Here is a 22,465-nt window from a genome sequence, read left to right on the forward strand (position 1 = left end):
CGACTGGCACCCCACCGACTGACACCCCACCGACGCAAGCGAGGTACCGGGCGTGATCGCCTTCCTGTTCTTCCTCGTCCTGGTGCTCGCGCTGCTCGGCGCGGTCCACTGGTACGTGTGGCGCCGTCTGGTGCGGGACGTCACGGTGCCCGGCGGCCGGGCACGGCGCGTCGGCACGGTGCTGCTGGTCGTGCTGCCGCTGCTCTCGGTCGCCGCGCTCGTCTCCGGGCGCGCCGGGGTGCCGTTCGTGGTCCAGCAGGTGGTGGCCTGGCCCGGGTTCCTGTGGCTCGCGCTGCTGCTGTACGTCGTGCTGGCGCTGGTGGTGGGCGAGGCGGTGCGGCCGGTGCTGAACCGGGCGCTCGCCCGGCGCGCCACCGCCACCGCAGCTCCGGCCACCGCAGCTCCGGCCGCCGCGCCGGCCGCCCAGCCCGCCGCCGCGCCGACGGCCGTGGCGGCGCCCGCGCCCACGCCCGTTCCCGTACCGGAGCGGGAGAAGGTGTCCCCGTCCCCGTCTTCGTCCCCGTCCGCGCCCGTGACGGAGGCGGCGGAGGGCCCCGCTCCCGACGCCCGTCCCGCCTCCGAAGCCGGTCCCGCTCCCGAGGCCGCTGCCGCTCCCGCCGCCGAGGCCGTGGCCGGGCCGCCGGTCTCCGACGTGTCCCGGCGGCTCTTCGTCGCGCGGGTCGTCGGCGGTGCCGCGGCCGCCGTCGCGGCCGGGACCGTCGCGAACGGGGCGTACGGGGTGCTGCGCGGGCCCCGGGTCAAGCGGGTGACCGTGCCGCTGGCCAAGCTGCCCCGGGCCGCGCACGGGTACCGGATCGCCGTGGTCTCCGACGTCCACCTCGGGCCGATCCTCGGGCGCGCCCACTCCCAGCGGATCGTCGACGCGGTCAACGCCACCCAGCCCGATCTGATCGCCGTCGTCGGCGACCTCGTCGACGGCAGTGTGGCGGACCTCGGGTCCGCCGCGGAGCCGCTGGCGCGGCTGCGCGCCCGGCACGGCTCCTTCTTCGTCACCGGCAACCACGAGTACTTCTCCGGCGCCGACGCCTGGGTCGACCACGTCCGCGACCTCGGCATGCGCCCGCTGCGCAACGAGCGCCTGGAGATCCCCGCCGGGTTCGACCTGGCCGGCGTGGACGACGTGGCCGGCGAGAGCGAGGGGCAGGGCCCCGACTTCGGCCGGGCGCTCGGCGACCGCGACCGCTCCCGGACGGCCGTCCTCCTCGCCCACCAGCCGATCGTCATCGACGACGCCGTCGCCCACGGCGTGGACCTCCAGCTCTCCGGACACACCCACGGCGGCCAGCTCTGGCCCGGCAACTTCCTCGCCGAGCTCGCCAACCCGACCGTGGCCGGTCTTGAGCGGTACGGAGACACCCAGCTGTACGTCTCCCGGGGCGCCGGCGCGTGGGGGCCGCCGGTCCGGGTCGGCGCGCCCTCCGACATCACCGTCGTCCAACTCGCCTCGAAACAGGCGTAATCGGAGATTGTCACTCCCTGCTCCGGGGTCGATACGTGCTGCTCATCGACTTAAATTCGCATTTCCCGGACATATGCATGCCCTGTGAAAGTTTCCCCTTCCCCCCGTGAAAACCGTGTGATTGGGTGGCGCAAACGCGACAGTTCGGGGGCCGTCGCTCTTTGGGGTATTTGCACGAATAAAGGAAGCACGGCAATGCGGTCGACGGTCCGTCTCCGGATCCTCATCACTTGTGGAGTACTGGTGGCCGCGGGGGTGGGGGGCTGGCAACTCCTGCCCTCCGACGAGGGCCGTGGCGACCCCGTCCCCGTGGGCACCACCGACGAGGTCACCTCGCTCGACCCGGCGGGCGCCTACGACGCCGGCTCCTGGGCGATCTACAGCAACGTCTACCAGTCGCTGCTGACCTTCAAGCCGGGCTTCACCACCCCGACGCCGGACGCCGCCGAGAACTGCCGGTTCGTGGGCGACAAGCTCAGCACGTACCAGTGCACCCTCCGCGGCGACCTCACCTTCCCGAGCGGGCGCAAGGTGACGGGCGAGGACGTCAAGTACTCCTTCGACCGGATGCTGAAGATCAAGGACGAGGTCGGTCCCGCGGCGCTGTTCCCGACGCTGAAGAGCGTCGTCGCCGACGGCCTCACCGTCACCTTCAACCTCGGCGGCCGGGACGCCACCTTCCCGCTGAAGCTGGCCACCGGCGCGGGGTCGATCGTCGACCGCGACCGCTACCAGGCCGACGCGCTGCGCCAGGACAACGGTGTCGACGGCACCGGCCCGTACCTCCTCAAGGAGTACAAGCCCGGCCAGAGCGCCCTGCTGGAGCCGAACCCGAACTACCGCGGCGCGCTCCCCGGGACGGGCCGCCCGGTCCTGGTGAAGTACTACAAGCAGTCGGACGACCTGGCGAACGCCTGGAAGGCCGGGGACGTCCAGGTGACGCACCGCCAGCTGCCGCCGTCCTTCGTGGAGAACCTGGACGCCCAGGGCGGCACCCGCCTCACCGAGGCGGAGAGCGCCGAGATCCGCAACATCGTCTTCAACACCCGGGCCGATTCGCCGATGGGGGAGAAGGCGGTACGGCGGGCGATCGCGGCGGTCCTCGACCGGCCGGCCATCACCACCGGCGCCTACAAGGGCACCGTCGAGCCGCTGTACTCGCTGATCCCGCAGGGCTTCGTCGGCCACAGCACGGCCTTCTACGACCGCTACCCGGCGCCGGACGCGAAGAAGGCCGAGAAGCTGCTGGAGGACGCCGGTGTCCAGACGCCGGTCCGGTTCACCTTCGGCTACCGGCAGGACGCCACCTACAAGGCCGAGACCGCCCAGATCAAGAAGCAGCTGGAGGAGACCGGGCTCTTCGAGGTGAAGGTCGTGGAGGCCGACTGGCAGACCTTCCAGAAGGGCTACACCAGCGGTGCCTACGACGCCTACACCGTCGGCTGGCTCCCCGACTTCCCCGACTCGGACAGCTTCACGGCCCCGCTCGTCGGCACCGGGAACACCCTGGACAACGGCTACTCCAGCAAGGCCGTCGACAAGCTGATCACCGACACCCAGCGGCACGACGACCGCTCCCGGACGACCGGCGACTTCAAGCACATCCAGGACGAGGTCGCCCAGGACGTCCCGCTGGTCCCGCTCTGGCAGAAGAACGACTACGTCCTCGCCACCGAGGCCGTCGGCGGCTCGCAGAACCTCTCCGACGGCACCGGCATCTGGCGCCTCTGGGAGCTCTCCTGGCTCTAGGAGCCGCCCCGGGTGACGGGGCCGGACTCCTGGGGGGAGCCCTCGTCCCCGTCCTTCCGCGGGGCGGCCCTGCGGGGCCGTCCCGAAGCCGCCATCCCGGCCGCCGTGGGCATGAAGTCCGCGAGGAGTTCGTGGGTCTCCTTGACCAGCGGGCGCAGGATGCGGAAGCGGGAGAGGGAGATCGCACGGGCGGTCACGGGCGCGAGCCGCTCCACGAGGCGCCGGCTGTTGGCGGCGTCCTCGGAGCGGTCGTACACCCAGAACAGCACCAGGCCCATCTGCTGGAGCCAGAGCAGTCGCGGCAGCGCCTCGGAGAGCTCGGGGTCGACCTTCACCGAGGCGCCGGACAGCACCCGGCGGTGCACCTCGACGGCCGCCTCGCGCGGGCCCTCCGACTCGGGCGAGAAGGGTGAGAGCGGGCTGTCCGGGTCGGCGGCGTTCTTGAAGAACTGGGCCGCGAACTCGTGGTACGGCTCCGCGATGTCGAGCCAGGCGAGCAGCACGCCCCGGATGCGGGCGACCAGTTCCTTCTCGCCGTTCTCCAGGACCGGTTCGACCGCTGCCTGGTGCTCCTCGGCGATCCGGTCGTAGAAGCCCTGGACCAGGTGCTCCTTGGACGCGAAGTAGTAGTAGGCGTTCCCGACCGAGACCCCGGCCTCCTGGGCGATGGCCCGCATGGTGGTCTTGTCGTACCCCCGCTCCCGGAAGAGCCGCAGCGCGGTCTCCAGGATGAGGGTCCGGGTCTGCTCGCTCTTCGGGGCCTTCGGCGCGCCCTGGGCTTTAGGGGCGTCCGGGGCCGGAGGGGCGTCCGGGGCCCGGGGGGCGTCCGGGGCCTTCTTCTCTTCCTTCGCGTCCTTCACGGAGCCGAGCCTAACCGGGCGGACCGGGCACCTCGCAGTGCCCGGTCGCGCAGGAGCCGTCGACGGGCCGTCCGCCCTGCCGTCCGGGGTCCTTGAGCACCTCGCGCCACTTCGCGGCGGCGAGGACGGCGGCCCGGGCGAAGGGCTGCCCGGTGGGGGTGGCGAGCCAGTGGGCCCGCGGCCGGTGCTCGGCCAGCGCCCAGAGGCAGACGATCCAGGCGGCCGAGGCCCGGTACACCTGGCCCCGGTCCCCGACCACGGTGATCTCCCGCAGGGTGGAGGCGTGGTCGAGGTCGGGGAAGAGCTTCCGGGCCCGCTGCGAGCCGGCCGGGACGAGGTCGAGCGGGACGAGCTGCCGCTGGCGCAGCAGCCAGTGCCGGAGGTGCACGCAGAGCGGGCAGTCGGCGTCGTACAGCACGGTCAGGCGCCCGACGGGTGTCATGCCCCGGCACCGGGCGCGGTCGTGGTCCAGCCCTGCGGGGCGACGGGCGGGACCTGCTCGCGCTCCATCACGCCGCGGCGGCGGATCCTGTTGAGGACGTAGACGTTGCCGAGGTGCATGAAGCCGAGGACGAGGAGGACGACGCCGAGCTTGACGGAGAGGGCCTCGAAGAGCTCCCGGGCGTCGAGGACGGCCTCGTCCTGGCTCAGGTAGAGGGCGACGAAGCCGAAGTTGACGAGGTAGAAGCCGACCACCAGGAGGTGGTTGACGGCGTCCGCGAGCTTCTCGTTCCCGTGCAGGACGTCGGAGAGGAAGATCCGCCCGTTGCGGCTGAGGGTGCGGGCGACCCAGATGGTGAGGGCCACGCTGATCAGCAGGTAGGCGATGTACGCGACGACAGTGAGGTCCATGCCCCACGCTCCCTTGAACGCGTTCAAATGTTGGCGATCCTGACTGTAGACCTCCTCTTGAACGTGTTCAAGTCGCTGGGGGAAAGGTGTGGCCGAAGAGACCGGGCGCGCCTAGAGTCACGCGGGTGACGCTCTCTCATGACACGGCCGGCACCGGCCCCCTCACCGTCGTCCTGCTGCACTCCGGGGTCTGCGACCGCCGGATGTGGGACGGACAGTTCCAGGCCCTCGCCGACGCCGGCCACCACGTGGTCCGCTGCGACCTCCGCGGCTTCGGCGAGACCCCCGCCGACGCCCCGCACGTCCACGCCGACGACGTACGGGACCTCCTCGACCACCTCGGCGTCGAGCGCGCCGCACTCGTCGGATCGTCCTTCGGCGGCGAGGTCGCCCTGGAGTTCGCCGTCCGCCACCCCGGCCGGACCGCCTCGCTCACCCTGCTCTGCCCCGCCGCCCCCGTCGAGCACGAGGCGGGACCCGAACTCACCGCCTTCTGGGAGCGGGAGGGGGCCCTCCTCGACGCCGGCGACGTGGAGGCCGCCACCGCCCTCAACGTCGAGCTGTGGCTCGGCCCCGACGGCGGCGACGAGGCCCGCGCCCTCGTCCACACCATGCAGCGCCGCGCCTTCGAGCTCCAGCTCGACGTCCCCGAGGAGCACGAGGCCCTGCCCACCGGCGTCGCCGAGGACGACCTCGCGACGATCGGCGTGCCCGCCCTCGTCGTCACCGGCGCCCACGACCTCCCCGACTTCCGCGCCATGGGCGACCGGCTCGCCGCCCTGCTCCCGGCCGGCCACCGCCTCGCACTCGACTGGGCCGGCCACCTGCCGTCCCTGGAGCGCCCCGAGGAGACCCTGCGCCTCCTCCTCGACCACCTCGCCGAGGTCAGCGCCCCCGCCGCAACTGGGCGGTGATCGACGGGTCGGTGATCCGGTCGTCGGCCGCCAGCAGGAAGGCCTTCGACAGGATCACCGACAACATCCCGCCGTCCTCCTCGAACGGCAGGAACACCTTCCCCGCCGCCCGCCCGGCCTCCCGCGAACGGTCCACCACCACGCACAGATACGCGTCCGAGGGCTCCATCAGCACGTTTCCCGAACCCAGATGGATCCGGTACGCCCCCAACTCCCCCCGCACCCGCAGGAACCGGTCCGTCAGCTCCACCCGGTCCGCGATCCGGATCCGGGGCAGCAGCCGGGCCAGCGTCTCCCGCCGCACCCGCGCCCCCTCGCCCAGCTCACCGAAGCCCCAGCGCATCCAGTAGTCGCCGTACGCCCGGTCCGCGCCCCGGTCCCGCCAGTCCGGATCCGCCCCGACCGACGCCACCCCCACGAACAGGTCCACGTCCCGCAGCGCCTCCGACAGCACCAGCGCCGGCACCTCCTCCAGCGGCGCCTCCTCCCACGCCCGCGGCCCGGCCGAGCCCGCCCTCCGCTCGAACCGCACCTGATCGGTCGAGCAGAGCACCGCCGCCCCGTCCGAGTACGCCCCCGGGTCGACCAGATCCACGAAGAACCGGGCCCGCCACCGCGTCCCCTCCGCGGCCGGCAGCTCGCCCGGCGCGGGCAGCTCCTTCACCAGCTCGGACGAGTCGCCCTCGGAGAAGTACCCCAGGTGCCTCCCCGCCCAGCCCCGGCCCGTCATCAGCGCCCGCGCCTGCCCGTACCGCAGCACGTGCCCGGCGAAGCGGTTCGAGTACGAGGCGGTCTCCCGCTCCGCCGGCGTCAGCGGGTACACCTCGCGGAACACCTGCTTGAACGGCTGCCGCCCCTCCCGGTCGAGCAGCGCCGCCCGCCACTCGGCGACCTCCTCGTCCCCGGCCCGCAGCGGATGCCACAGCCGCAGCCGGTCGCCCGCCGTCACCGGCCGCGCGGTGCCGTCCGCCGCCGCCAGCGCCCAGCCCCCGCCGGCCCGCTCGGGAAGCCCGGCCGTCCAGCGGCCGTCCCCGGCCCCTTCACCGCCCCGGACCTCCCAGACCAGCGCCCGCGCCACCGCGCCCGTCACCGGATGGTCCGCGTAGTACCGCTGCCAGTCCTCCGCCGGCCAGGTCGTGCCCGCCGCCAGGTGCTCCTCGAGACGGCCCCGCTCCTCCGCCAGCAGCGCCGACAGCTTCCGCAGACCCGCCCTGAGCTCCTTCAGCTCCTCGGCGCGCGCCTCCCGCACCTCCTTCGGCGCGGTCTTCAGGAGCCTCCCCTCCGGGCCCCTGAAGGAGAGCAGCGCCGTGCCCGGCCGCCGTACCGCCAGCTCCGCCGTGTACGCCCCCAGCGCCACCTCCCGCGCCCCGCGCCCGTCGAGCCCGAGCGCCGGCACGGCCCGCTCCCGCAGCATCGAGGCGGTCACCCCGGCCCGCGCGGAGACCGCCTCGCGGGCGCGGGCGATGCCCTTGACCACCGTCCGGTTGACCACCCGTCTCGGCAGCCGTCCGAGCTCGGCCACCGCCTGCTCGGCCCGGTCGGCGGGCAGCTCCCCGAGCACGGCGACCGCCGCCGTCGCGATCGGCTGGCTGCGGCACATCCCCCCGGACCCGCCGAGCCCCGTCCCCGCGTTCAGCGCGACCGCCCCGACCAGCGGCACCACCCACTCCTCCCGGAGCTCGGGCGCGGCCCACAACAGGCCGCGGACCAGGGAGGTGTTGGCGTCCCCGGCGAGCGACGCGAGCCCCATGCCGAACGGGTTCAGGTCGTGGACCCGGTGCTCGGACTGCGCGGCGATCCCCTCAAGCAGCCGCCGCACCACCTCCGCGCCCCGCTCCGCCCCGGCCAGCAGCCCCGCCGCGCGCTTCCGCCAGACCCGGGTGGCCCGGGGCCTGTCGAGCAGCGCGCAGTGCCCGAGGAACGCGGCGACCCCCGGACCCGACAGCAGCTCCCCGTGGGCCTCGCGCATCGCGGGGCCGTAGTCGTCGAGCCCGTCGAGCAGGTGCCGGGGGAGCCGGCCGTCGACGACCGGGGCCTCGCGGGCCAGCAGCGCGTCGATCCGGCCCCGGATCTCCTTGTACTCCCCGGTGTCCCCGTACCACCGGTAGGACTCCGCCAGGAGACGGAGCGTCCGCAGCCGCGGCCGGTCGTAGTCCTCCACCTGTTCGGCGACCGCGACGGCGATCGGCACCACCACGAGGAACGCCTCGCGCAGCTCGTGCGGGGCGAAGTCCGCGTCCCGGCCGAGGAGCCGCGCGAGCAGCAGGTCGGACTCGGCGGCCGACCAGCCGAGCCGCTGCCCGGCCAGGTGGGCGAGCCCGCGCGCCGCGGACTCCCGGTCCGTCCCGTGACGCTGGAGCGCGAACGCCGCCGAGCGCCGCCCCGCCGCGTCGAGCCCGTCCAGGAACTCCGTGAGAGCCCCCGCCTGTCCGGCCCGCTCGCGGGCCACCGCCTCGTCCAGCCCGCTCACCGGGCCCGTGATCCCCACCATGCCGACCACGGTAGGACCCGCCACCGACAACGGCGACCGCCTCCCGGGCGGGGCCGGGAATACCGGGGCCGGACCGCGGGGCCCGTACGCGAGGCCGGAGCCGGATTGCGGGAGCCCGTACGCGCCGCGGTGGCGCCGCCCGGACGGGCCGGACCCCCGCACGGCGCGCGGGCCCGTACGCGCCGAGGTGGCGCCGCCCGGACGGGCCGGACCCCCGCACGTACGATCGCCCCATGAACCAGCCGGACCCCTCAGCGCCCCAGGAGCAGGACTGGACCGACGGCCACGTGGCCCGCTGGCGGCCCGTCCTGCCCGAGCTCGACCCCGTCGTCGAGGGCGCGGTCACCCGGATGAAGAAGCTCTCCGTCCACCTCCGCCGGGTCCGCGAGCAGTCCCTCCTCGACTTCGACCTCGAACGCCACGAGTTCGACACCCTGCACAAACTGGCCGGCCGCGGCGGCACCGCCGCCCCCTCCGAACTGGCCCAGGACCTCGACCTGCCGCCCGCCTCGGTCGCCGGCCGCCTCGGCGCCCTGGAGCAGCGCGGCCTGGTCCGGCGCACCCCCTCCACCACCGACCGCCGCCGGATCGTCGTCGAGCTCACCGACGCCGGACGCGCCACCTGGCTCGGCGCCATGGACGTCCTCGGCCGCGAGGAGGAGCGGCTCCTCGGCGTCCTCGGCCCCGCCGAGCGCGTCACCCTCAACGACCTGCTCCGCCGCGTCATGCTCGCCGCGGAGGCGGACCAGGCCGCCCCGCACGGGTACCACTGACCGGTTGTCAGTGGCGGTCCCTACGCTCGTCGGCATGGGAACAGTCACCTTCGTCGACGAGACGACCCTCGGCGCCCGCACCGCGAGCGAGCCCCTCGCCGTCCCCGAGGAGCGCCTGCCGCTGCGCGAGCTGATAGCCCGCCGGGTCGCCCTGGAGACCGGCCCGGAGGGGTACGAGGCCGCGCTCGCCCGCGCCCTGGAGGCCTTCGGCCGCAACGGCTTCCTGGTCCTGGTCGGCGACCGCCAGATCGAGGACCCGGACGAGTGGGTGACGCTCGGCCCGGCCACCGAGGTCGTCTTCCTGAGACTGGTCCCCCTGGTCGGCGGCTGACCCGGCCCCGGACAGGCGGAAGGCCCCGCCTCCCGGAGGGGGACGGGGCCTTCGCGCCACGCGGAGGAGGTCAGAAGCGACGCGTGATCAGCGCGCGCTTCACTTCCTGGATCGCCTTCGTGATCTCGATGCCACGCGGGCAGGCGTCCGTGCAGTTGAACGTGGTGCGGCAGCGCCACACGCCGTCCTTGTCGTTCAGGATCTCCAGGCGCTGCTCGCCGCCCTCGTCGCGCGAGTCGAAGATGAAGCGGTGCGCGTTGACGATCGCGGCCGGACCGAAGTACTGGCCGTCGTTCCAGAAGACCGGGCAGGACGACGTGCACGCGGCGCACAGGATGCACTTGGTGGTGTCGTCGAAGCGCTCGCGGTCCTCGGGGGACTGCTTGCGCTCGCGGGTCGGCTCGTTCCCCTTGGTGATGAGGAAGGGCATGACGTCGCGGTACGCCTGGAAGAAGGGCTCCATGTCGACCACGAGGTCCTTCAGCACCGTGAGGCCCTTGATCGGCTCGACGGTGATCGGCTTCTCGGGGTTCAGGTCCTTGATCAGCGTCTTGCAGGCGAGCCTGTTCTTGCCGTTGATCCGCATGGCGTCGGAACCGCAGATGCCGTGCGCGCAGGAGCGACGGAAGGTCAGCGTGCCGTCCAGGTCCCACTTGATCTTGTGGAGACCGTCGAGCACGCGCTCCTTCGGGTCGATCTCGACCTGGAAGTCCTCCCAGACCACCGCGTCCGAGACCTCGGGGTTGAAGCGGCGGATCCGGAAGGTGACCGTGATGTACGGGGAGGCGGCGGACTCCGCCTCGACCTTGTCCAGAACGGGGGTGGCCATCAGTACTTACGCTCCATCGGCTGGTAGCGGGTCGTCACGACCGGCTTGTAGTCGAGACGCACGGTCTCGGAGCCGTCCTCGCCGACCTCGCGGTACGCCATCGTGTGGCGCATGAAGTTGACGTCGTCGCGGTTCGGGTAGTCCTCGCGGTAGTGACCGCCGCGGGACTCCTTGCGCGCCAGGGCCGAGACGGCCATGACCTCGGCCAGTTCGAGCAGGTTGCCCAGCTCGACGGCCTCCAGGAGGTCGGTGTTGAAGCGCTTGCCCTTGTCCTGGATGGACACGTTCTTGTAGCGCTCGCGCAGCTCGGCGATCTTCTCGACGGCCGTCTTGATGGTCTGCTCCGTGCGGAACACCATCACGTTGGCGTCCATCGTCTCCTGGAGCTCGCGGCGCACGTCGGCGACCCGCTCGGTGCCCGTGGAGTTGCGCAGGTTCTCGATCTGCGCGACGACCAGCGACTCCGGGTTCTCCGGCAGCTCGACGAAGTCGTGCTTGTGGGAGTACTCGGCGGCGGCGATGCCCGCGCGGCGCCCGAAGACGTTGATGTCGAGCAGCGAGTTGGTGCCGAGGCGGTTGGCGCCGTGCACCGACACGCAGGCGACCTCGCCGGCCGCGTACAGGCCCGGGACGACGGTGGTGTTGTCGAGGAGGACCTCACCCTCGACGTTGGTCGGGATGCCGCCCATGGCGTAGTGCGCGGTGGGCTGGATCGGGATCGGGTCCGTGTAGGGCTCGATGCCGAGGTACGTACGGGCGAACTCGGTGATGTCCGGGAGCTTGGCGTCGAGCTGCTCCGGCGGGAGGTGCGTCAGGTCCAGGTAGACGTGGTCGCCCTCGGGACCGCAGCCGCGGCCCTCGCGGATCTCCGTGTAGATGGAGCGGGAGACGACGTCACGGGACGCGAGGTCCTTCATGACCGGCGCGTACTTCTCCATGAAGCGCTCGCCGTCCTTGTTGCGGAGGATGCCGCCCTCACCGCGGGCGCCCTCCGTCAGCAGGATGCCCATGCGCCAGATGCCCGTCGGGTGGAACTGGAAGAACTCCATGTCCTCCAGGGGCAGGCCGCGGCGGTAGCAGGCGGCCTGGCCGTCACCGGTCAGGGTGTGGGCGTTCGACGTCACCTTGAAGAACTTGCCGGTGCCGCCCGAGGCGTAGACCACGGCCTTCGCCTGGAAGATGTGGATCTCGCCGGTGGCCAGCTCGTACGCGACGACGCCGGCGGACTTCCGGACGCCGTCGACCTCGACGATGAGCTGGTCCAGGACGTAGAACTCGTTGAAGAACTCCACGCCCTCCTTGATGCAGTTCTGGTACAGCGTCTGGAGGATCATGTGGCCGGTGCGGTCGCCCGAGTAGCAGGCGCGGCGGACCGGGGCCTCGCCGTGGTTGCGGGAGTGACCGCCGAACCGGCGCTGGTCGATGTCGCCGTTGGGCGTGCGGCCGAAGGGCAGGCCCATCTTCTCCAGGTCGAGGACGGCGTCGATGGCCTCCTTCGCCAGGATCTCGGCGGCGTCCTGGTCGACCAGGTAGTCACCGCCCTTGACCGTGTCGAAGGTGTGCCACTCCCAGTTGTCCTCCTCCACGTTGGCCAGCGCGGCGGCCATGCCGCCCTGCGCGGCGCCCGTGTGGGAGCGGGTGGGGTAGAGCTTCGTGAGCACGGCGGTGCGGCTGCGCTTCGTCGCCTCGATGGCGGCGCGCATGCCGGCGCCGCCGGCGCCGACGATGACGGTGTCGTACTTGTGGATCTTCATGGCGTGGTTACCTCAGCCCCGTGCCTAGCGGATGTTCGGGTCGAAGGTGAAGATCACCAGCGTGCCCAGAAGGATGGTGAACACCGTGGCGGTGTACAGCAGGCCCTTGAGCCACAGGCGCGTGTTGGGACGCTCCGCGTAGTCGTTGATGACGGTACGGAGGCCGTTGGCGCCGTGCAGCATGGCGAGCCACAGCATCAGCAGGTCCCAGACCTGCCAGAACGGGGACGCCCAGCGGCCGGCCACGAAGGCGAAGCCGATCTTGGAGACGCCGCCGTCCAGGAAGAGCTGGATCAGCAGGTGGCCGAGGACGAGGACCACGAGGACCACGCCCGAGAGGCGCATGAAGAGCCACGCGGCCATCTCGAAGTTGCCGCGGGTGGCGCGCGGGGTCCTGCCCGTGCGCTTGCGGGGGGCCTCGATGTACGGGGCGGGGTTGTCCGCGTCGTAGGAGGCGCCCTCGACGGGACCGATCGCGGAGGTGGTGTCAGCAGACATGTCTGAGATCAGCTCCCGAACAGTTCACGTGCGGCGTGGCCGAGGACGGGGTAGACGGAGCCCGCCATCAGCACGGCCCAGATGCCCACGACGGTCCAGAGCATCTGCTTCTGGTAGCGCGGGCCCTTGGACCAGAAGTCCACGGCGATGACACGGAGACCGTTCAGCGCGTGGAAGAGGATGGCGGCGACCAGGCCGTACTCCAGAAGAGCGACGATCGGCGTCTTGTAGGTCGCGACGACCTCGTCGTACGCCTCGGGCGAGACGCGGACGAGAGCGGTGTCCAGCACGTGTACGAACAGGAAGAAGAAGATGAGGACGCCGGTGACTCGGTGAGCCACCCAGGACCACATTCCTTCCCGGCCGCGGTACAGCGTTCCAGCCGGCACGGAAAAACCCTCCGGGAGCGGGGATCGGGGCCCGGCCGGCTTCTCTGTCGGTCTGGCCCGGCCGGGTACGGTCCACCGGCCCCGGTCATCGTAGCGACGACTTGTCGGTTCGCTCGCGCGGGGTCCGTCAGTGTGATCAAACAGGCACGGACGGACTATCGTCCGGGGCGGAATCGGCCCTTTCCGGGGAGAATCACAGCTCCGCGTGGCCGTGGGTGAGTCCCTGGGCGAGCGCGAAGGCGAGCCGGGAGCGGGCGAGCCGGCGCAGTTCGTCGGCCGCGACGGCCCGCTCCTCGTCCGGTTCGTTGCCGAGACGTGACCGGATCCCGGCCAGGACGGCGTCCAGCCGCTCGCCCGGCCGCACCTCGTTCAGGCTGATGACGAACGCGTGCCCGAACCGGCTCTCGTACGCGGCGTGGGCGGCGTGCAGCGCGGTCCTGGCGGCCGGCGGCGCGTCGGGGTGCGGCGCGGACGACTCGGCGGCCAGCGCCTCGTCCAGATCCGGCCCGGTCAGGTCGTACCCGGCCTCCTCGGCGGCGGCCAGCAGGGCGTCCACCGTGGGGTAGGGCCGGTGCGCGGCGATCCGCTCGGCCCAGCGGCGGCTGCGGCAGCAGGAGAGCAGCAGTCCGACCGCCTCGGCGGGCGCGGCGGCGTTGAGGAGCAGCAGGCCGTGCGGGGCGCCGGAGGACTTCTGGGCGGGTATGGCAGGCGCGTCCGCCGGTCCCGGCTTGCGGCAGGGGGCGTGGGTGTCGCTGGTCAGCGTGGGCTCCGGGACGGCGGGACGAATGGGGTGGGCGTGACGCAACGTTATCGACGGGACGGGGGAAGTGTCCGACGGGTGCGCGAATTTCACCCGGAAGGGAGAGTTTAGGAACGTGTGATGGACGCGGGGGTTCCGTTCGGTCCGGATCCGCCGGATGGCCGGACCGTCGCGGGTGAGGGAGGATGCCGTGTGATGCGGTACTCCCCACGGGGCCTCCTGCGCGGCTCCGCTCTGCTGGCGGCCGCGGTGGCCCTGACCACCGTGGCGGCCTGCTCGAACGGCTCTCCGTCCGGCGCGGGCTCCCCCTCCGCGGCCCCCGCGGCCCCCTCCGGCACGACTCCGGGCACCACGGCCGCGGAGCCGTCCCCCACCCCGACGCCCACCCCCACGCCGACCCGGACGTATCCGCTCTCCAGCGCCCCCCGCACCGTCCCCGCCGTCCGCTCCCACGAGCCGGCCAGCGGCCCCGGCTGGAAGCCCGGACCGCGCGCCGGGGTGGTCCTCGGCGCCGACAGCGCGGGCCTCGCCGACGAGGGCCGCCTGATCGCCCAGGAGCTGGGCCTGCGCTACCGGGGCGAGGCCGCCGCCGGTCCCGGCGACGTCGAGCTGGCCCTGGGCGGCGAGGGCGCCCCCGAGTCGTACACGCTCACGGTGGAGGACGGCCGGGTCCGGATCGCCGGTCCCGACGAGGCCGGCGTCTTCTACGGCACCCGCACCCTCAAGCAGTCCGTCAGGTCGGCCGGGACCATGCCCGAGGGGACCGTCGCCGACCGGCCGGCCAAGCCGCAGCGCGGGCTCAACGTGGACATCGCCCGCAAGCACTTCACGGCCGCCTGGCTGGAGGACCGCATCCGGGAGATGGGCGATCTCAAGCTCAACCAGCTGGGGCTGCACTTCTCCGACGACCAGGGCTTCCGGATCGAGTCGGACTCGCACCCCGAGGTCGTCTCGAAGCAGCACCTCACCAAGGCGGAGGTCCGCCGGATCCTCGCGCTCGCCGCGAGCCGGCACGTCACCGTCGTCCCCGAGATCGACTCGCCCGGACACCTCGGCGCGGTGATCGACGCCCACCCGGACCTCCAGCTGGTCAGCGCCACCGGCCGCACCCCGCGCGGGGCGGTCGACATCTCCGATCCGGACTCCGCCCGGATCGTCGACGACCTGCTGCGCGAGTACACCGCCCTCTTCCCCGGCGCCTACTGGCACCTGGGCGCCGACGAGTACGTGGCCCTGATGGCGAAGGACCCCGAGGCCAGCTACCCGCAGCTCGCGAAGGCGGCGCGGGAGGCGTACGGGCCGTCCGGCCGCGTCCAGGACCTCGCCACCGACTGGCTCAACGACCGCGCCGCCACCGTCCGCCCGACCGGCAAGACCCTCAAGGCGTGGAACGACGGCTTCTTCGCCGGCGGGGTGGTGAGCGCGGCGAAGGACATCGAGGTCGAGTACTGGACCGGCAAGGAGTTCGGCGCCCGGCCCCCGCTCCCGTACCTCCAGGCGGGCCGCGAGCTGGTCAACCTCAACGACGAGTACCTCTACTACGTGCTCGGCGAGCCCAACCAGTTCACCTATCCGACCGGCCGCCGCATCTACGAGCAGTGGACCCCGCTGGTCGTCCGCGGCACCACCCCGGTCCCGGCCCGCTACGACGCCCAGATCCTCGGCGCCCGGTTCGCCGTCTGGTGCGACCTCGCGAACGCCCAGACCCCGGAACAGGTCGCCGCCGGCATCCGCCTCCCGCTCGCCGCGCTCTCCCAGAAGGTGTGGGACTCCCGCAAACCCACCCGGAGCTGGTCCGACTTCCGCGCACTGGCGACGAAGGTGCGGGGCTGACCTGCGGTTTTCCCCGGACGCGTCCGTTCCGCATGGCATTGGTTCCGGCCCGGCCCCTCGGGGGAGGGGCACTCCGGTCACCTGTGTCCCTGGGGGGAACCTTCATGCTGCGCAATCCCGACGGCCTGGCATACGCCGTCATGGCCCTGCTGGGCGTCGACGTCTTCCTGTTCCTGTCGAGTGCGGTCGCCGAGGCGTGGCTGCCGGCCGACCCGACCACCGCCGCCGAGGCGTACGTCTCCGCGGAGAACAGCCTGGTCATGGTGGCGGCCCTCGCCGCCCGCGTGTACTTCATCGTCACCGCCGGCGTCCTCGGCATCCTTTTCGTCCACCGTCTGACCTCTATGCAGCACGCCGAGGCCACTGGCATGCTTTCGGCCGCCAAGTGACGAGATCGCGCTTGTTGGCGCAGAAGTGGACGTAGAACGTCCGCATCGGGTGGCGAGGAGGCGTCCATGACGTCGAGTACGGGTCGGGGTCTGCGGGAGCGGATCGACGGGGCCGACGAGCGCGGCCTCGCCGCCGCGGGGCTGGCCTGCCTGGACCGGTGCCTGCCGCTGCTCGCGCCGGAGCGTGCCGAGGTGCTGCGTCCGGTATGGGCGGCGGTGGCGCGCGGGGGCGGCGGGGCGTGGACGGAGTCCGTCGCCAAGGCCCGGGTCGAGCTGGAAGGGGCCGGTGGCGAGGCCGCCGGCGACGGCGGGGTCGTCGCGATGGTCCGGGCGATGCTCGACGGGGTGCCCGCCGACTGGGCGGAGGCGCCCCTGCGCGCGTGGGCCGAGCGGTGCTCGACGGTGGCGCTCGCGGTGCACCGCTTGCACGACGTGACCGACGACGGCCCGCTGCACGCCGGCGAGCTCCGCCGCCAGCTGGCCGTCCTCGACTCGGTCGCCCACGGCCCGACCGGACTGCGCCGGGCCCGCGAGCTCTCCGTCGAGGGCGGCCGGGTCCTGCGCGCGGTGGTCTCCCGCCGCGCCAGGACCGCCTGACCTCACGCCTCCGGGGGCGCCTCGACCACGGCGGAGGCGACGAGTTCGGAGATCTGCCGCTCGGCCGTCTCCTTGTCCAGGCCGAGGCCGCTCAGCGGGCCCTCGCCGTCCTCGTGCTCCAGCAGGGCGAGGAGGATGTGCTCGGTGCCGACGTAGTTGTGCCCGAGGCGCAGCGCCTCGCGGAAGGTCAGTTCGAGCACCTTCTTGGCCGCCGCGTCGTACGGGACGAGGGCCGGCGGCTCCTCGGCGGGCTGCGGCAGCGTCGGCGTCACGGCCTCGCGCAGCCGCTCGGGGGTGACGCCCTGGGCGCCGATCCACAGGCAGGCGAGCCCCTCGGGTTCGGCGAGCAGTCCGAGCGCGAGGTGGCCGGGGACGGACTCGGCGTGGCGGCGGGCCACGGCCTCGTCGTGCGCGGCCCCGACGACGGCCCGGGCGCGCGGGGTGAAGCGGGCGAACCCGGCGTTCGGGTCCATCTTCTCGGTGTCCGGGTCCTTGGGGACGAACCGCTTCTGGGCGGCCTGCCGGGTCACGCCCATGCTGCGGCCGATGTCGGTCCAGGAGGCGCCGGAGCGCCGGGCCTGGTCGACGAAGTGTCCGATGAGGTGGTCGGCGACCTCCCCGAGGTAGTCCGCCGCGATGACCGCGCCGGAGAGCTGGTCCAGCGTGTCCGGGTGGACCTTCTTGATCGCTTCGATGAGTTCGTCGAGACGGATGCTGACGTTCGGAACCACGGGCTGCGTCATGAGGCAACCTTAGGTTGACAGTCCCTCGGTGTCAACGAGTGGTTGACAGTCGATCGCGCGCACTTCTTTCGGGTGATGTGTCGTATCGAATGAAGAGGGCGGAAATCGGGCGGACACGGCCCGGGAAAAGGGAGACGACCGGGGCCGCCACCCCCCACAGGAGAGGCCCCGGTCGTCATCCACGGAGCCGCAGCACGGCTCCGTACTCCCTACAGCGCCGGTGGTGCGTTTTCTGTCACACCCGCCGGTCCGCGGAGTGAAGGTTGCAAGTTGTACAAGGTGGGCGGACCCGCGTGGACGTGACGCCCGGAATCGACGTAGCGTGCTGGAGCGGAGGCGGACTCGGCGGCGATGACCAGCCCCGACGACGCGACCGACGTGCTGACGCGCGCGCAGAACGCGACCGACGGACAGGGTTTGGGGAGTGCTGGGGGACGACGCGGAGCTGACGGCCGCGGTGCTCGCTGCGCAGGACGGGGACGAGGAAGCGTTCCGGACTGTGTACCGCGCCGTGCATCCCCGTCTGCTGGGCTACATGCGCACGCTGGTCGGCGACGCCGACGCCGAGGACGTCACCTCGGAGTCCTGGCTCCAGATCGCCCGCGACCTCGACCGCTTCAGCGGCGACGCCGACCGCTTCCGCGGCTGGGCGGCCAGGATCGCCCGCAACCGCGCCCTCGACCACATCCGGATGCGCGGCCGGCGGCCCGCCTCCGGCGGCGACGAGACCGAACTGACCGACAAGCCCGCCGACTCCGACACCGCGGGCGAGGCCCTGGAGGCCCTGGCCACCGGCGACACCCTCGCCCTCATCGCCCGCCTCCCGCAGGACCAGGCCGAGGCCGTCGTGCTCCGCGTCGTCGTCGGCCTCGACGCCAAGAGCGCGGCGGAAGCCCTCGGCAAGCGCCCCGGCGCCGTCCGCACCGCCGCCCACCGCGGCCTGAAGAGACTCGCCGAACTCCTCGGCGTCGACGGCACCGCCGGCGCGTCCGGCACGTCCGGCGCGGGCTCCGCCGACGGCGGTCAGCCCCTCGACGGGGTGCCGCCCCAGCGCGGACGGAACACGGGGTACATGGCCCCGGGCGGTGTGACGCAATGGCGTCCGCGTACGCAGAAGGACATGTGATGGCCGACGAGCGGTACCAGTGGCTCGACCCGGAGGCCGCGGAGCGGCTGCTCCGCGGCGAGCCCGTCGACGCCGTCGATCCCTCGGACCGCGCCCGCGCCGACGCCCTCGCCGACGCCCTCGCCGCGGCCCGTACCGCCGCCGCACCCGCCCCCGGAACCCCGCTCGCCGGGGAGGAGGCCGCCCTCGCGGCCTTCCGTATCGCCACCGCCGCCCGCGCCACCGCCTCCGCCCGCGCCGCCTCCGCCCCGGCCCAGGACCCCGCGCTCTCCGCCGACCTCGGCAGGGTGCGGCTCACCTCCGCACCCCGCCCGGCCCGGCAGTGGGGCCGCTCCCTGAAGTACGGACTCGCCGCCGCGCTCGCCGCCGTCACCGTCGGCGGCGTCGCGGTCGCCGCGAGCACCGGAGTGCTCCCGCTGGTCGACCAGGAACCCTCCCGCACGGTCACCGCGGCCGAGACCGCCACTCCGCCCGAGCCGAGCGGGTCCGGCGGGTCGAGCGCGCCGACCCCGGCGATCGAACGGCACGAGGACCCCTCCCGGAGCGCGGACCCCGGCACGCCGACGGAGACGACCGCGCCCGGCACGAGCCCCACCGGCCGGCCCGACGCCACCACCACGACCCCCCGGCCCGGCACCACCTCCCCCCGGGAGGACCGGCCCGAACGCGAACCGGCCGCCCCCACCACCACGAGCGGCGCCGGCGACGACGCCCGCCAGGGCAGGATCGCCGCCTGCCGCGAGTACCGCTCCGGCCGCCTCGACGCGGCCACCCGCGAACGCCTCTCCCGGCTGCTGCGGAACGAGGAGCCCCTGCGCGCCTACTGCGACCGGCTCCTCGCCGGCACCACGGACAAGGGCGGCACCGGCACCGGCACCGACTCCGGTTCGGACGCGGGTACCGGCTCCGGACCCGGCGGGGGCTCCGGCTCCGTCGGCGGGCAGGACGGCGACACCACCGACGGCGACGGCAGGAACGGGGACAAGGACCGGGAGAAGGACGGCGACGCCCGCCGCGAGGAGGGCGACGCCGGGGACCGGACCCGCCCGGACCTCTCGTACGGCGGCATGCCCGCCCCCGCCGACACCGGCCGCGGCGAGGACGGGCCGGACCCGAAGGACCGTCCCGGGGCCTGGACGAGGCCCGGCGGCACCCCGGACCGGACGCTCGTCGCGGCCCTCGCGCTCTGCCCGGTGGGAGCCCCCGGCACGGGGGTGTGACACTTTCGGACCCGTCGGCGCAGTACAGAGTGAGCCGACTGGTCATCGGCCGCGCAGAGAGCCGGGGTTCCCCCCGTACCTACGGCTCCGCGCACCCGGCGCGGGTGGGACACGTTCCCCCGGTCCCACCCGCGCCCCTTCTTCCCCCCGCGCCCCGCGCCCCGTCCGCTACCAGTGGACGACGACCTTGTCGCCGACCTTCACCTGGTCGAAGAGGGCCGCCAGCTTCGCCCGGTCCCGGACGTTCACACAGCCGTGCGAGCCCCCGTTGTAGCCGCGCGCCGCGAAGTCCGACGAGTAGTGCACCGCCTGGCCCCGGCTGAAGTACATCGAGAGCGGCATCGGCGTGTGGTACAGCTTCGACCAGTCGTCACGGACCTTGCGGTCGACCAGGAAGATGCCCTCACGCGTCGGGGTGTTCTCCGAGCCGAAGCGGACGTCCATCGAGGAGACGACCTCGCCGTCGATCATCCAGGCCAGGGTCCGGCTCTCCTTGCTGATGCAGAGCACCCGGCCCGTCATGCAGCGGGCGTCCGGCGTGTCCAGCTCGTTGGTGGTGGACGGCTTCAGCTCGTCCGCCGTCGGCTTCTTCGTCACCGCGAGCAGCCGCTGCCACGTCGTCCCGTCCACCGCACCCGTCCCCGGCAGCCCCCGCTTCTCCTGGAAGGCCGTGACCGCCTTCGCCGTGATCGTGCCGTAGAAGCCGGTCGGCGCCCGGTCGAAGTGGTCCAGCTGCCGCAGCCGCGCCTGGAGCTCCCGCACCTGCTCGTTCTCGTCCCCGTCCTTCATCAGCGCCCGCGCCGAGTCGGCCGGAGCCGACGACGACGGCGAGGACGGGGGAGGGGAGGACGGAGCCGCGGACGAGGCCGCGGGCGCCGCCGAGGTCGCCGCCGGCGACGGCGGCCTGCCGTCCGACCCGACCGCCTGAGCCGTGCAGCCGGTGACGGCGAGTGCGGCGGCGGCCGCGGCGAGAACGGCTCTGCGTATGGCGGAAGAACGCTTCATGGATGCCCCCCGTGGAATGAACTGTGCCCATAGGGATGCTCCCCGTCCGCCTCCGGTTGCGCCCGGATGTGAGCAAGCGCTCATGCTGTGAAAAAGGTCCCAGCGTGCTGCTCTCCACCGGGCCGCGCGCCCGCCACTACAGTCCGTGGCGAGGGCCGGTACCGCCGGGAGCCGCACAGCACGATCGGGAGGCACGAGCAATGGCGCGCGAGTCGGAGTCGGGACTGCCCATCGAGCCGGTGTACGGACCGGCGGCCCTGGAGGACTGGGACCCGGCCGAGAAGCTGGGCGAGCCGGGCGCGTACCCCTTCACCCGCGGCGTGTACCCCTCGATGTACACCGGCCGGCCCTGGACCATGCGCCAGTACGCCGGCTTCGGCACCGCCGTGGAGTCGAACGCCCGCTACAAGCAGCTGATCGCCAACGGCACCATGGGCCTGTCGGTCGCCTTCGACCTGCCCACCCAGATGGGCCACGACTCGGACGCGGCGATCGCCGGCGGCGAGGTCGGCAAGGTCGGCGTGGCCATCGACTCGGTCGACGACATGCGCGTGCTGTTCGACGGGATCCCGCTGGACAAGGTCTCCACGTCGATGACGATCAACGCCCCCGCCTCCCTGCTGCTCCTCATGTACCAACTGGTCGGCGAGGAGCAGGGCGTGCCCGCCGACCAGCTCACCGGCACCATCCAGAACGACGTGCTGAAGGAGTACATCGCCCGCGGCACGTACATCTTCCCGCCCAAGCCCTCGCTGCGGCTGATCGCCGACATCTTCAAGTACTGCAGGGCCGAGATCCCGAAGTGGAACACCATCTCGATCTCCGGCTACCACATGGCCGAGGCGGGGGCGTCGCCCGCGCAGGAGATCGCCTTCACCCTCGCCGACGGCATCGAGTACGTCCGCACCGCCGTCGCCGCCGGCATGGACGTGGACGACTTCGCGCCCCGCCTGTCGTTCTTCTTCGTCGCCCGCACCACGATCCTGGAGGAGGTCGCGAAGTTCCGCGCCGCCCGCCGGATCTGGGCACGGGTCATGAAGGAGGAGTTCGGCGCCGAGAACCCCAAGTCGCTGATGCTCCGCTTCCACACCCAGACCGCCGGCGTGCAGCTGACGGCCCAGCAGCCCGAGGTCAACCTCGTCCGCGTCGCCGTCCAGGGCCTCGCCGCCGTCCTCGGCGGTACGCAGTCCCTGCACACCAACTCCTTCGACGAGGCCATCGCCCTGCCGACGGACAAGTCCGCCCGCCTGGCGCTGCGCACCCAGCAGGTCCTCGCCTACGAGACCGACGTGACCGCCACCGTGGACCCCTTCGCGGGGTCGTACGTCGTCGAGCGGATGACCGACGACGTGGAGGCCGCCGCCCTGGAGCTGATGGCCAAGGTGGAGGAGCTGGGCGGCGCGGTCGACGCCATCGAGCGCGGCTTCCAGAAGAGCGAGATCGAGCGCTCGGCGTACCGCGTCGCCCAGGAGACCGACTCCGGCGAGCGGGTCGTCGTCGGCGTCAACCGCTACACGATCGACGTCGAGGAGCCCTACGAGCCGCTGCGCGTCGACCCGGCCATCGAGGCCCAGCAGGCCGACCGCCTCGCCAAGCTGCGGGCCGAGCGCGACCAGCAGGCCGTCGACGCGGCGCTCGCCGCGCTGAAGCGGGCGGCCGAGGGCACGGACAACGTCCTCCACCCGATGAAGGACGCGCTCAGGGCCCGTGCCACGGTCGGCGAGGTCTGCGACGCCCTGCGCGAGGTCTGGGGCACCTACGTCCCCGGCGACGTCTTCTAGTAGTGCTTTGTTAGGTGGTGTCGTAGGGCTGCCATGGGACGGTCTGTCGGCAGGTGGGGCAGGTGCCGGTCCAGGTGGCGATGAGGTGTTG

General features: G+C 72.9%; 22 protein-coding genes. 11 read left to right on the forward strand and 11 right to left on the reverse strand.

The annotated features are described in order from the left end of the window. The first annotated feature begins 52 nt into the window (after positions 1 to 52). Entirely contained in the window at positions 53 to 1,480 is a 1,428-nt protein-coding gene (locus ACF1BN_RS19975; protein WP_392332887.1) for a metallophosphoesterase, read from the forward strand. Between the two features lie 195 nt (positions 1,481 to 1,675). Further along, complete coding sequence (locus ACF1BN_RS19980; RefSeq protein ID WP_392332888.1) at positions 1,676 to 3,229, forward strand: ABC transporter substrate-binding protein; 1,554 nt, start codon at positions 1,676 to 1,678, stop codon at positions 3,227 to 3,229. Here the strand turns inward: ACF1BN_RS19980 and ACF1BN_RS19985 are convergent. Genes ACF1BN_RS19985 through ACF1BN_RS19995 form a run of 3 tightly spaced genes read right to left on the reverse strand, consistent with a single transcriptional unit; the run spans position 3,226 to position 4,941 of the window. Next, entirely contained in the window at positions 3,226 to 4,089 is an 864-nt protein-coding gene (locus ACF1BN_RS19985; protein WP_392332889.1) for a TetR/AcrR family transcriptional regulator, read from the reverse strand. The genes ACF1BN_RS19980 and ACF1BN_RS19985 overlap by 4 nt on opposite strands. 10 nt (positions 4,090 to 4,099) lie before the next feature. Further along, entirely contained in the window at positions 4,100 to 4,531 is a 432-nt protein-coding gene (locus ACF1BN_RS19990) for a thiol-disulfide oxidoreductase DCC family protein (protein WP_392332890.1), read from the reverse strand. Next, positions 4,528 to 4,941, reverse strand: a complete 414-nt coding sequence (locus tag ACF1BN_RS19995; protein WP_392332891.1) for a hypothetical protein — start codon at positions 4,939 to 4,941, stop codon at positions 4,528 to 4,530. The genes ACF1BN_RS19990 and ACF1BN_RS19995 overlap by 4 nt, the downstream gene beginning before the upstream one ends. A 125-nt stretch (positions 4,942 to 5,066) precedes the next feature. Here ACF1BN_RS19995 and ACF1BN_RS20000 point away from each other — a divergent pair, with 125 nt between their 5' ends. Beyond that, positions 5,067 to 5,855: an alpha/beta fold hydrolase gene (locus ACF1BN_RS20000; RefSeq protein WP_392332892.1), complete on the forward strand. Its 789-nt coding sequence runs from the start codon at positions 5,067 to 5,069 to the stop codon at positions 5,853 to 5,855. On the opposite strand, the gene ACF1BN_RS20005 is transcribed toward ACF1BN_RS20000, so the two are convergent. Next, positions 5,827 to 8,346, reverse strand: coding sequence for a DUF4132 domain-containing protein (locus ACF1BN_RS20005; protein WP_392332893.1), 2,520 nt, complete (start codon positions 8,344 to 8,346; stop codon positions 5,827 to 5,829). The two genes, ACF1BN_RS20000 and ACF1BN_RS20005, sit on opposite strands and share 29 nt — an antisense overlap. Before the next feature lie 233 nt (positions 8,347 to 8,579). Between ACF1BN_RS20005 and ACF1BN_RS20010 the strand changes: the two genes are divergently transcribed. Then, positions 8,580 to 9,119: a MarR family winged helix-turn-helix transcriptional regulator gene (locus ACF1BN_RS20010; protein ID WP_392332894.1), complete on the forward strand. Its 540-nt coding sequence runs from the start codon at positions 8,580 to 8,582 to the stop codon at positions 9,117 to 9,119. A gap of 34 nt (positions 9,120 to 9,153) precedes the next feature. After that, positions 9,154 to 9,450, forward strand: coding sequence for a hypothetical protein (locus tag ACF1BN_RS20015; protein WP_392332895.1), 297 nt, complete (start codon positions 9,154 to 9,156; stop codon positions 9,448 to 9,450). A 70-nt stretch (positions 9,451 to 9,520) separates the two neighbouring features. Here the strand turns inward: ACF1BN_RS20015 and ACF1BN_RS20020 are convergent, their stop codons facing one another. From ACF1BN_RS20020 to ACF1BN_RS20040, 5 genes are all read right to left on the reverse strand, one after another. Next, positions 9,521 to 10,279, reverse strand: a complete 759-nt coding sequence (locus ACF1BN_RS20020; protein ID WP_189847187.1) for a succinate dehydrogenase iron-sulfur subunit — start codon at positions 10,277 to 10,279, stop codon at positions 9,521 to 9,523. Continuing rightward, complete coding sequence (gene sdhA / locus ACF1BN_RS20025) at positions 10,279 to 12,033, reverse strand: succinate dehydrogenase flavoprotein subunit (protein ID WP_360312503.1); 1,755 nt, start codon at positions 12,031 to 12,033, stop codon at positions 10,279 to 10,281. Before sdhA ends, ACF1BN_RS20020 begins: the two co-directional genes overlap by 1 nt. A 24-nt stretch (positions 12,034 to 12,057) precedes the next feature. Continuing rightward, complete coding sequence (locus tag ACF1BN_RS20030; protein WP_360312501.1) at positions 12,058 to 12,531, reverse strand: succinate dehydrogenase hydrophobic membrane anchor subunit; 474 nt, start codon at positions 12,529 to 12,531, stop codon at positions 12,058 to 12,060. An 8-nt stretch (positions 12,532 to 12,539) separates the two neighbouring features. Beyond that, entirely contained in the window at positions 12,540 to 12,920 is a 381-nt protein-coding gene (gene sdhC, locus ACF1BN_RS20035) for a succinate dehydrogenase, cytochrome b556 subunit (RefSeq protein ID WP_360312499.1), read from the reverse strand. A 193-nt stretch (positions 12,921 to 13,113) separates the two neighbouring features. Next, a complete protein-coding gene (locus tag ACF1BN_RS20040) occupies positions 13,114 to 13,725 on the reverse strand; it encodes a 2-oxo-4-hydroxy-4-carboxy-5-ureidoimidazoline decarboxylase (RefSeq protein WP_392332896.1) in 612 nt (203 codons plus the stop codon). A gap of 150 nt (positions 13,726 to 13,875) precedes the next feature. Here ACF1BN_RS20040 and ACF1BN_RS20045 point away from each other — a divergent pair, with 150 nt between their 5' ends. From ACF1BN_RS20045 to ACF1BN_RS20055, 3 genes are all read left to right on the forward strand, one after another. Beyond that, a complete protein-coding gene (locus tag ACF1BN_RS20045) occupies positions 13,876 to 15,513 on the forward strand; it encodes a glycoside hydrolase family 20 protein (RefSeq protein ID WP_392332897.1) in 1,638 nt (545 codons plus the stop codon). Between the two features lie 104 nt (positions 15,514 to 15,617). Further along, on the forward strand, positions 15,618 to 15,902 hold the full coding sequence (locus ACF1BN_RS20050; protein ID WP_392332898.1) for a hypothetical protein: 285 nt from the start codon (positions 15,618 to 15,620) through the stop codon (positions 15,900 to 15,902). Between the two features lie 66 nt (positions 15,903 to 15,968). Beyond that, on the forward strand, positions 15,969 to 16,499 hold the full coding sequence (locus tag ACF1BN_RS20055; protein ID WP_392332899.1) for a hypothetical protein: 531 nt from the start codon (positions 15,969 to 15,971) through the stop codon (positions 16,497 to 16,499). A 2-nt stretch (positions 16,500 to 16,501) separates the two neighbouring features. On the opposite strand, the gene ACF1BN_RS20060 is transcribed toward ACF1BN_RS20055, so the two are convergent. Beyond that, complete coding sequence (locus ACF1BN_RS20060) at positions 16,502 to 17,242, reverse strand: Clp protease N-terminal domain-containing protein (RefSeq protein WP_392332900.1); 741 nt, start codon at positions 17,240 to 17,242, stop codon at positions 16,502 to 16,504. A gap of 424 nt (positions 17,243 to 17,666) precedes the next feature. Here ACF1BN_RS20060 and ACF1BN_RS20065 point away from each other — a divergent pair, with 424 nt between their 5' ends. Beyond that, positions 17,667 to 18,368 (forward strand): RNA polymerase sigma factor, encoded by a 702-nt coding sequence (locus ACF1BN_RS20065; protein WP_392332901.1) that lies wholly within the window; start codon positions 17,667 to 17,669, stop codon positions 18,366 to 18,368. Then, a complete protein-coding gene (locus ACF1BN_RS20070; protein ID WP_392332902.1) occupies positions 18,368 to 19,588 on the forward strand; it encodes a hypothetical protein in 1,221 nt (406 codons plus the stop codon). The genes ACF1BN_RS20065 and ACF1BN_RS20070 overlap by 1 nt, the downstream gene beginning before the upstream one ends. Positions 19,589 to 19,756: 168 nt before the next feature. Here the strand turns inward: ACF1BN_RS20070 and ACF1BN_RS20075 are convergent, their stop codons facing one another. Beyond that, a complete protein-coding gene (locus ACF1BN_RS20075) occupies positions 19,757 to 20,593 on the reverse strand; it encodes a L,D-transpeptidase family protein (RefSeq protein ID WP_392332903.1) in 837 nt (278 codons plus the stop codon). A 200-nt stretch (positions 20,594 to 20,793) separates the two neighbouring features. Here ACF1BN_RS20075 and ACF1BN_RS20080 point away from each other — a divergent pair, with 200 nt between their 5' ends. Next, complete coding sequence (locus ACF1BN_RS20080) at positions 20,794 to 22,374, forward strand: methylmalonyl-CoA mutase (RefSeq protein WP_392332904.1); 1,581 nt, start codon at positions 20,794 to 20,796, stop codon at positions 22,372 to 22,374. The last annotated feature ends 91 nt before the right edge of the window (positions 22,375 to 22,465 follow it).

Source organism: Streptomyces sp. NPDC014861, assembly GCF_043081625.1.
Classification (GTDB): domain Bacteria; phylum Actinomycetota; class Actinomycetes; order Streptomycetales; family Streptomycetaceae; genus Streptomyces.

Coding starts and splice junctions, on each gene's coding strand:
- ACF1BN_RS19990 (WP_392332890.1), bottom strand. CDS start 4,531: ATGACACCCGTCGGGCGCCTGACCGTGCTGTACGACGCCGACTGCCCG.
- ACF1BN_RS20070 (WP_392332902.1), top strand. CDS start 18,368: ATGGCCGACGAGCGGTACCAGTGGCTCGACCCGGAGGCCGCGGAGCGG.
- ACF1BN_RS20060 (WP_392332900.1), bottom strand. CDS start 17,242: ATGACGCAGCCCGTGGTTCCGAACGTCAGCATCCGTCTCGACGAACTC.
- sdhA (WP_360312503.1), bottom strand. CDS start 12,033: ATGAAGATCCACAAGTACGACACCGTCATCGTCGGCGCCGGCGGCGCC.
- ACF1BN_RS20010 (WP_392332894.1), top strand. CDS start 8,580: ATGAACCAGCCGGACCCCTCAGCGCCCCAGGAGCAGGACTGGACCGAC.
- ACF1BN_RS19995 (WP_392332891.1), bottom strand. CDS start 4,941: ATGGACCTCACTGTCGTCGCGTACATCGCCTACCTGCTGATCAGCGTG.
- ACF1BN_RS20005 (WP_392332893.1), bottom strand. CDS start 8,346: ATGGTGGGGATCACGGGCCCGGTGAGCGGGCTGGACGAGGCGGTGGCC.
- ACF1BN_RS20020 (WP_189847187.1), bottom strand. CDS start 10,279: ATGGCCACCCCCGTTCTGGACAAGGTCGAGGCGGAGTCCGCCGCCTCC.
- ACF1BN_RS20045 (WP_392332897.1), top strand. CDS start 13,876: ATGCGGTACTCCCCACGGGGCCTCCTGCGCGGCTCCGCTCTGCTGGCG.
- ACF1BN_RS20050 (WP_392332898.1), top strand. CDS start 15,618: ATGCTGCGCAATCCCGACGGCCTGGCATACGCCGTCATGGCCCTGCTG.
- ACF1BN_RS20055 (WP_392332899.1), top strand. CDS start 15,969: ATGACGTCGAGTACGGGTCGGGGTCTGCGGGAGCGGATCGACGGGGCC.
- ACF1BN_RS20075 (WP_392332903.1), bottom strand. CDS start 20,593: ATGAAGCGTTCTTCCGCCATACGCAGAGCCGTTCTCGCCGCGGCCGCC.
- ACF1BN_RS20030 (WP_360312501.1), bottom strand. CDS start 12,531: ATGTCTGCTGACACCACCTCCGCGATCGGTCCCGTCGAGGGCGCCTCC.
- ACF1BN_RS20080 (WP_392332904.1), top strand. CDS start 20,794: ATGGCGCGCGAGTCGGAGTCGGGACTGCCCATCGAGCCGGTGTACGGA.
- ACF1BN_RS20015 (WP_392332895.1), top strand. CDS start 9,154: ATGGGAACAGTCACCTTCGTCGACGAGACGACCCTCGGCGCCCGCACC.
- ACF1BN_RS19980 (WP_392332888.1), top strand. CDS start 1,676: ATGCGGTCGACGGTCCGTCTCCGGATCCTCATCACTTGTGGAGTACTG.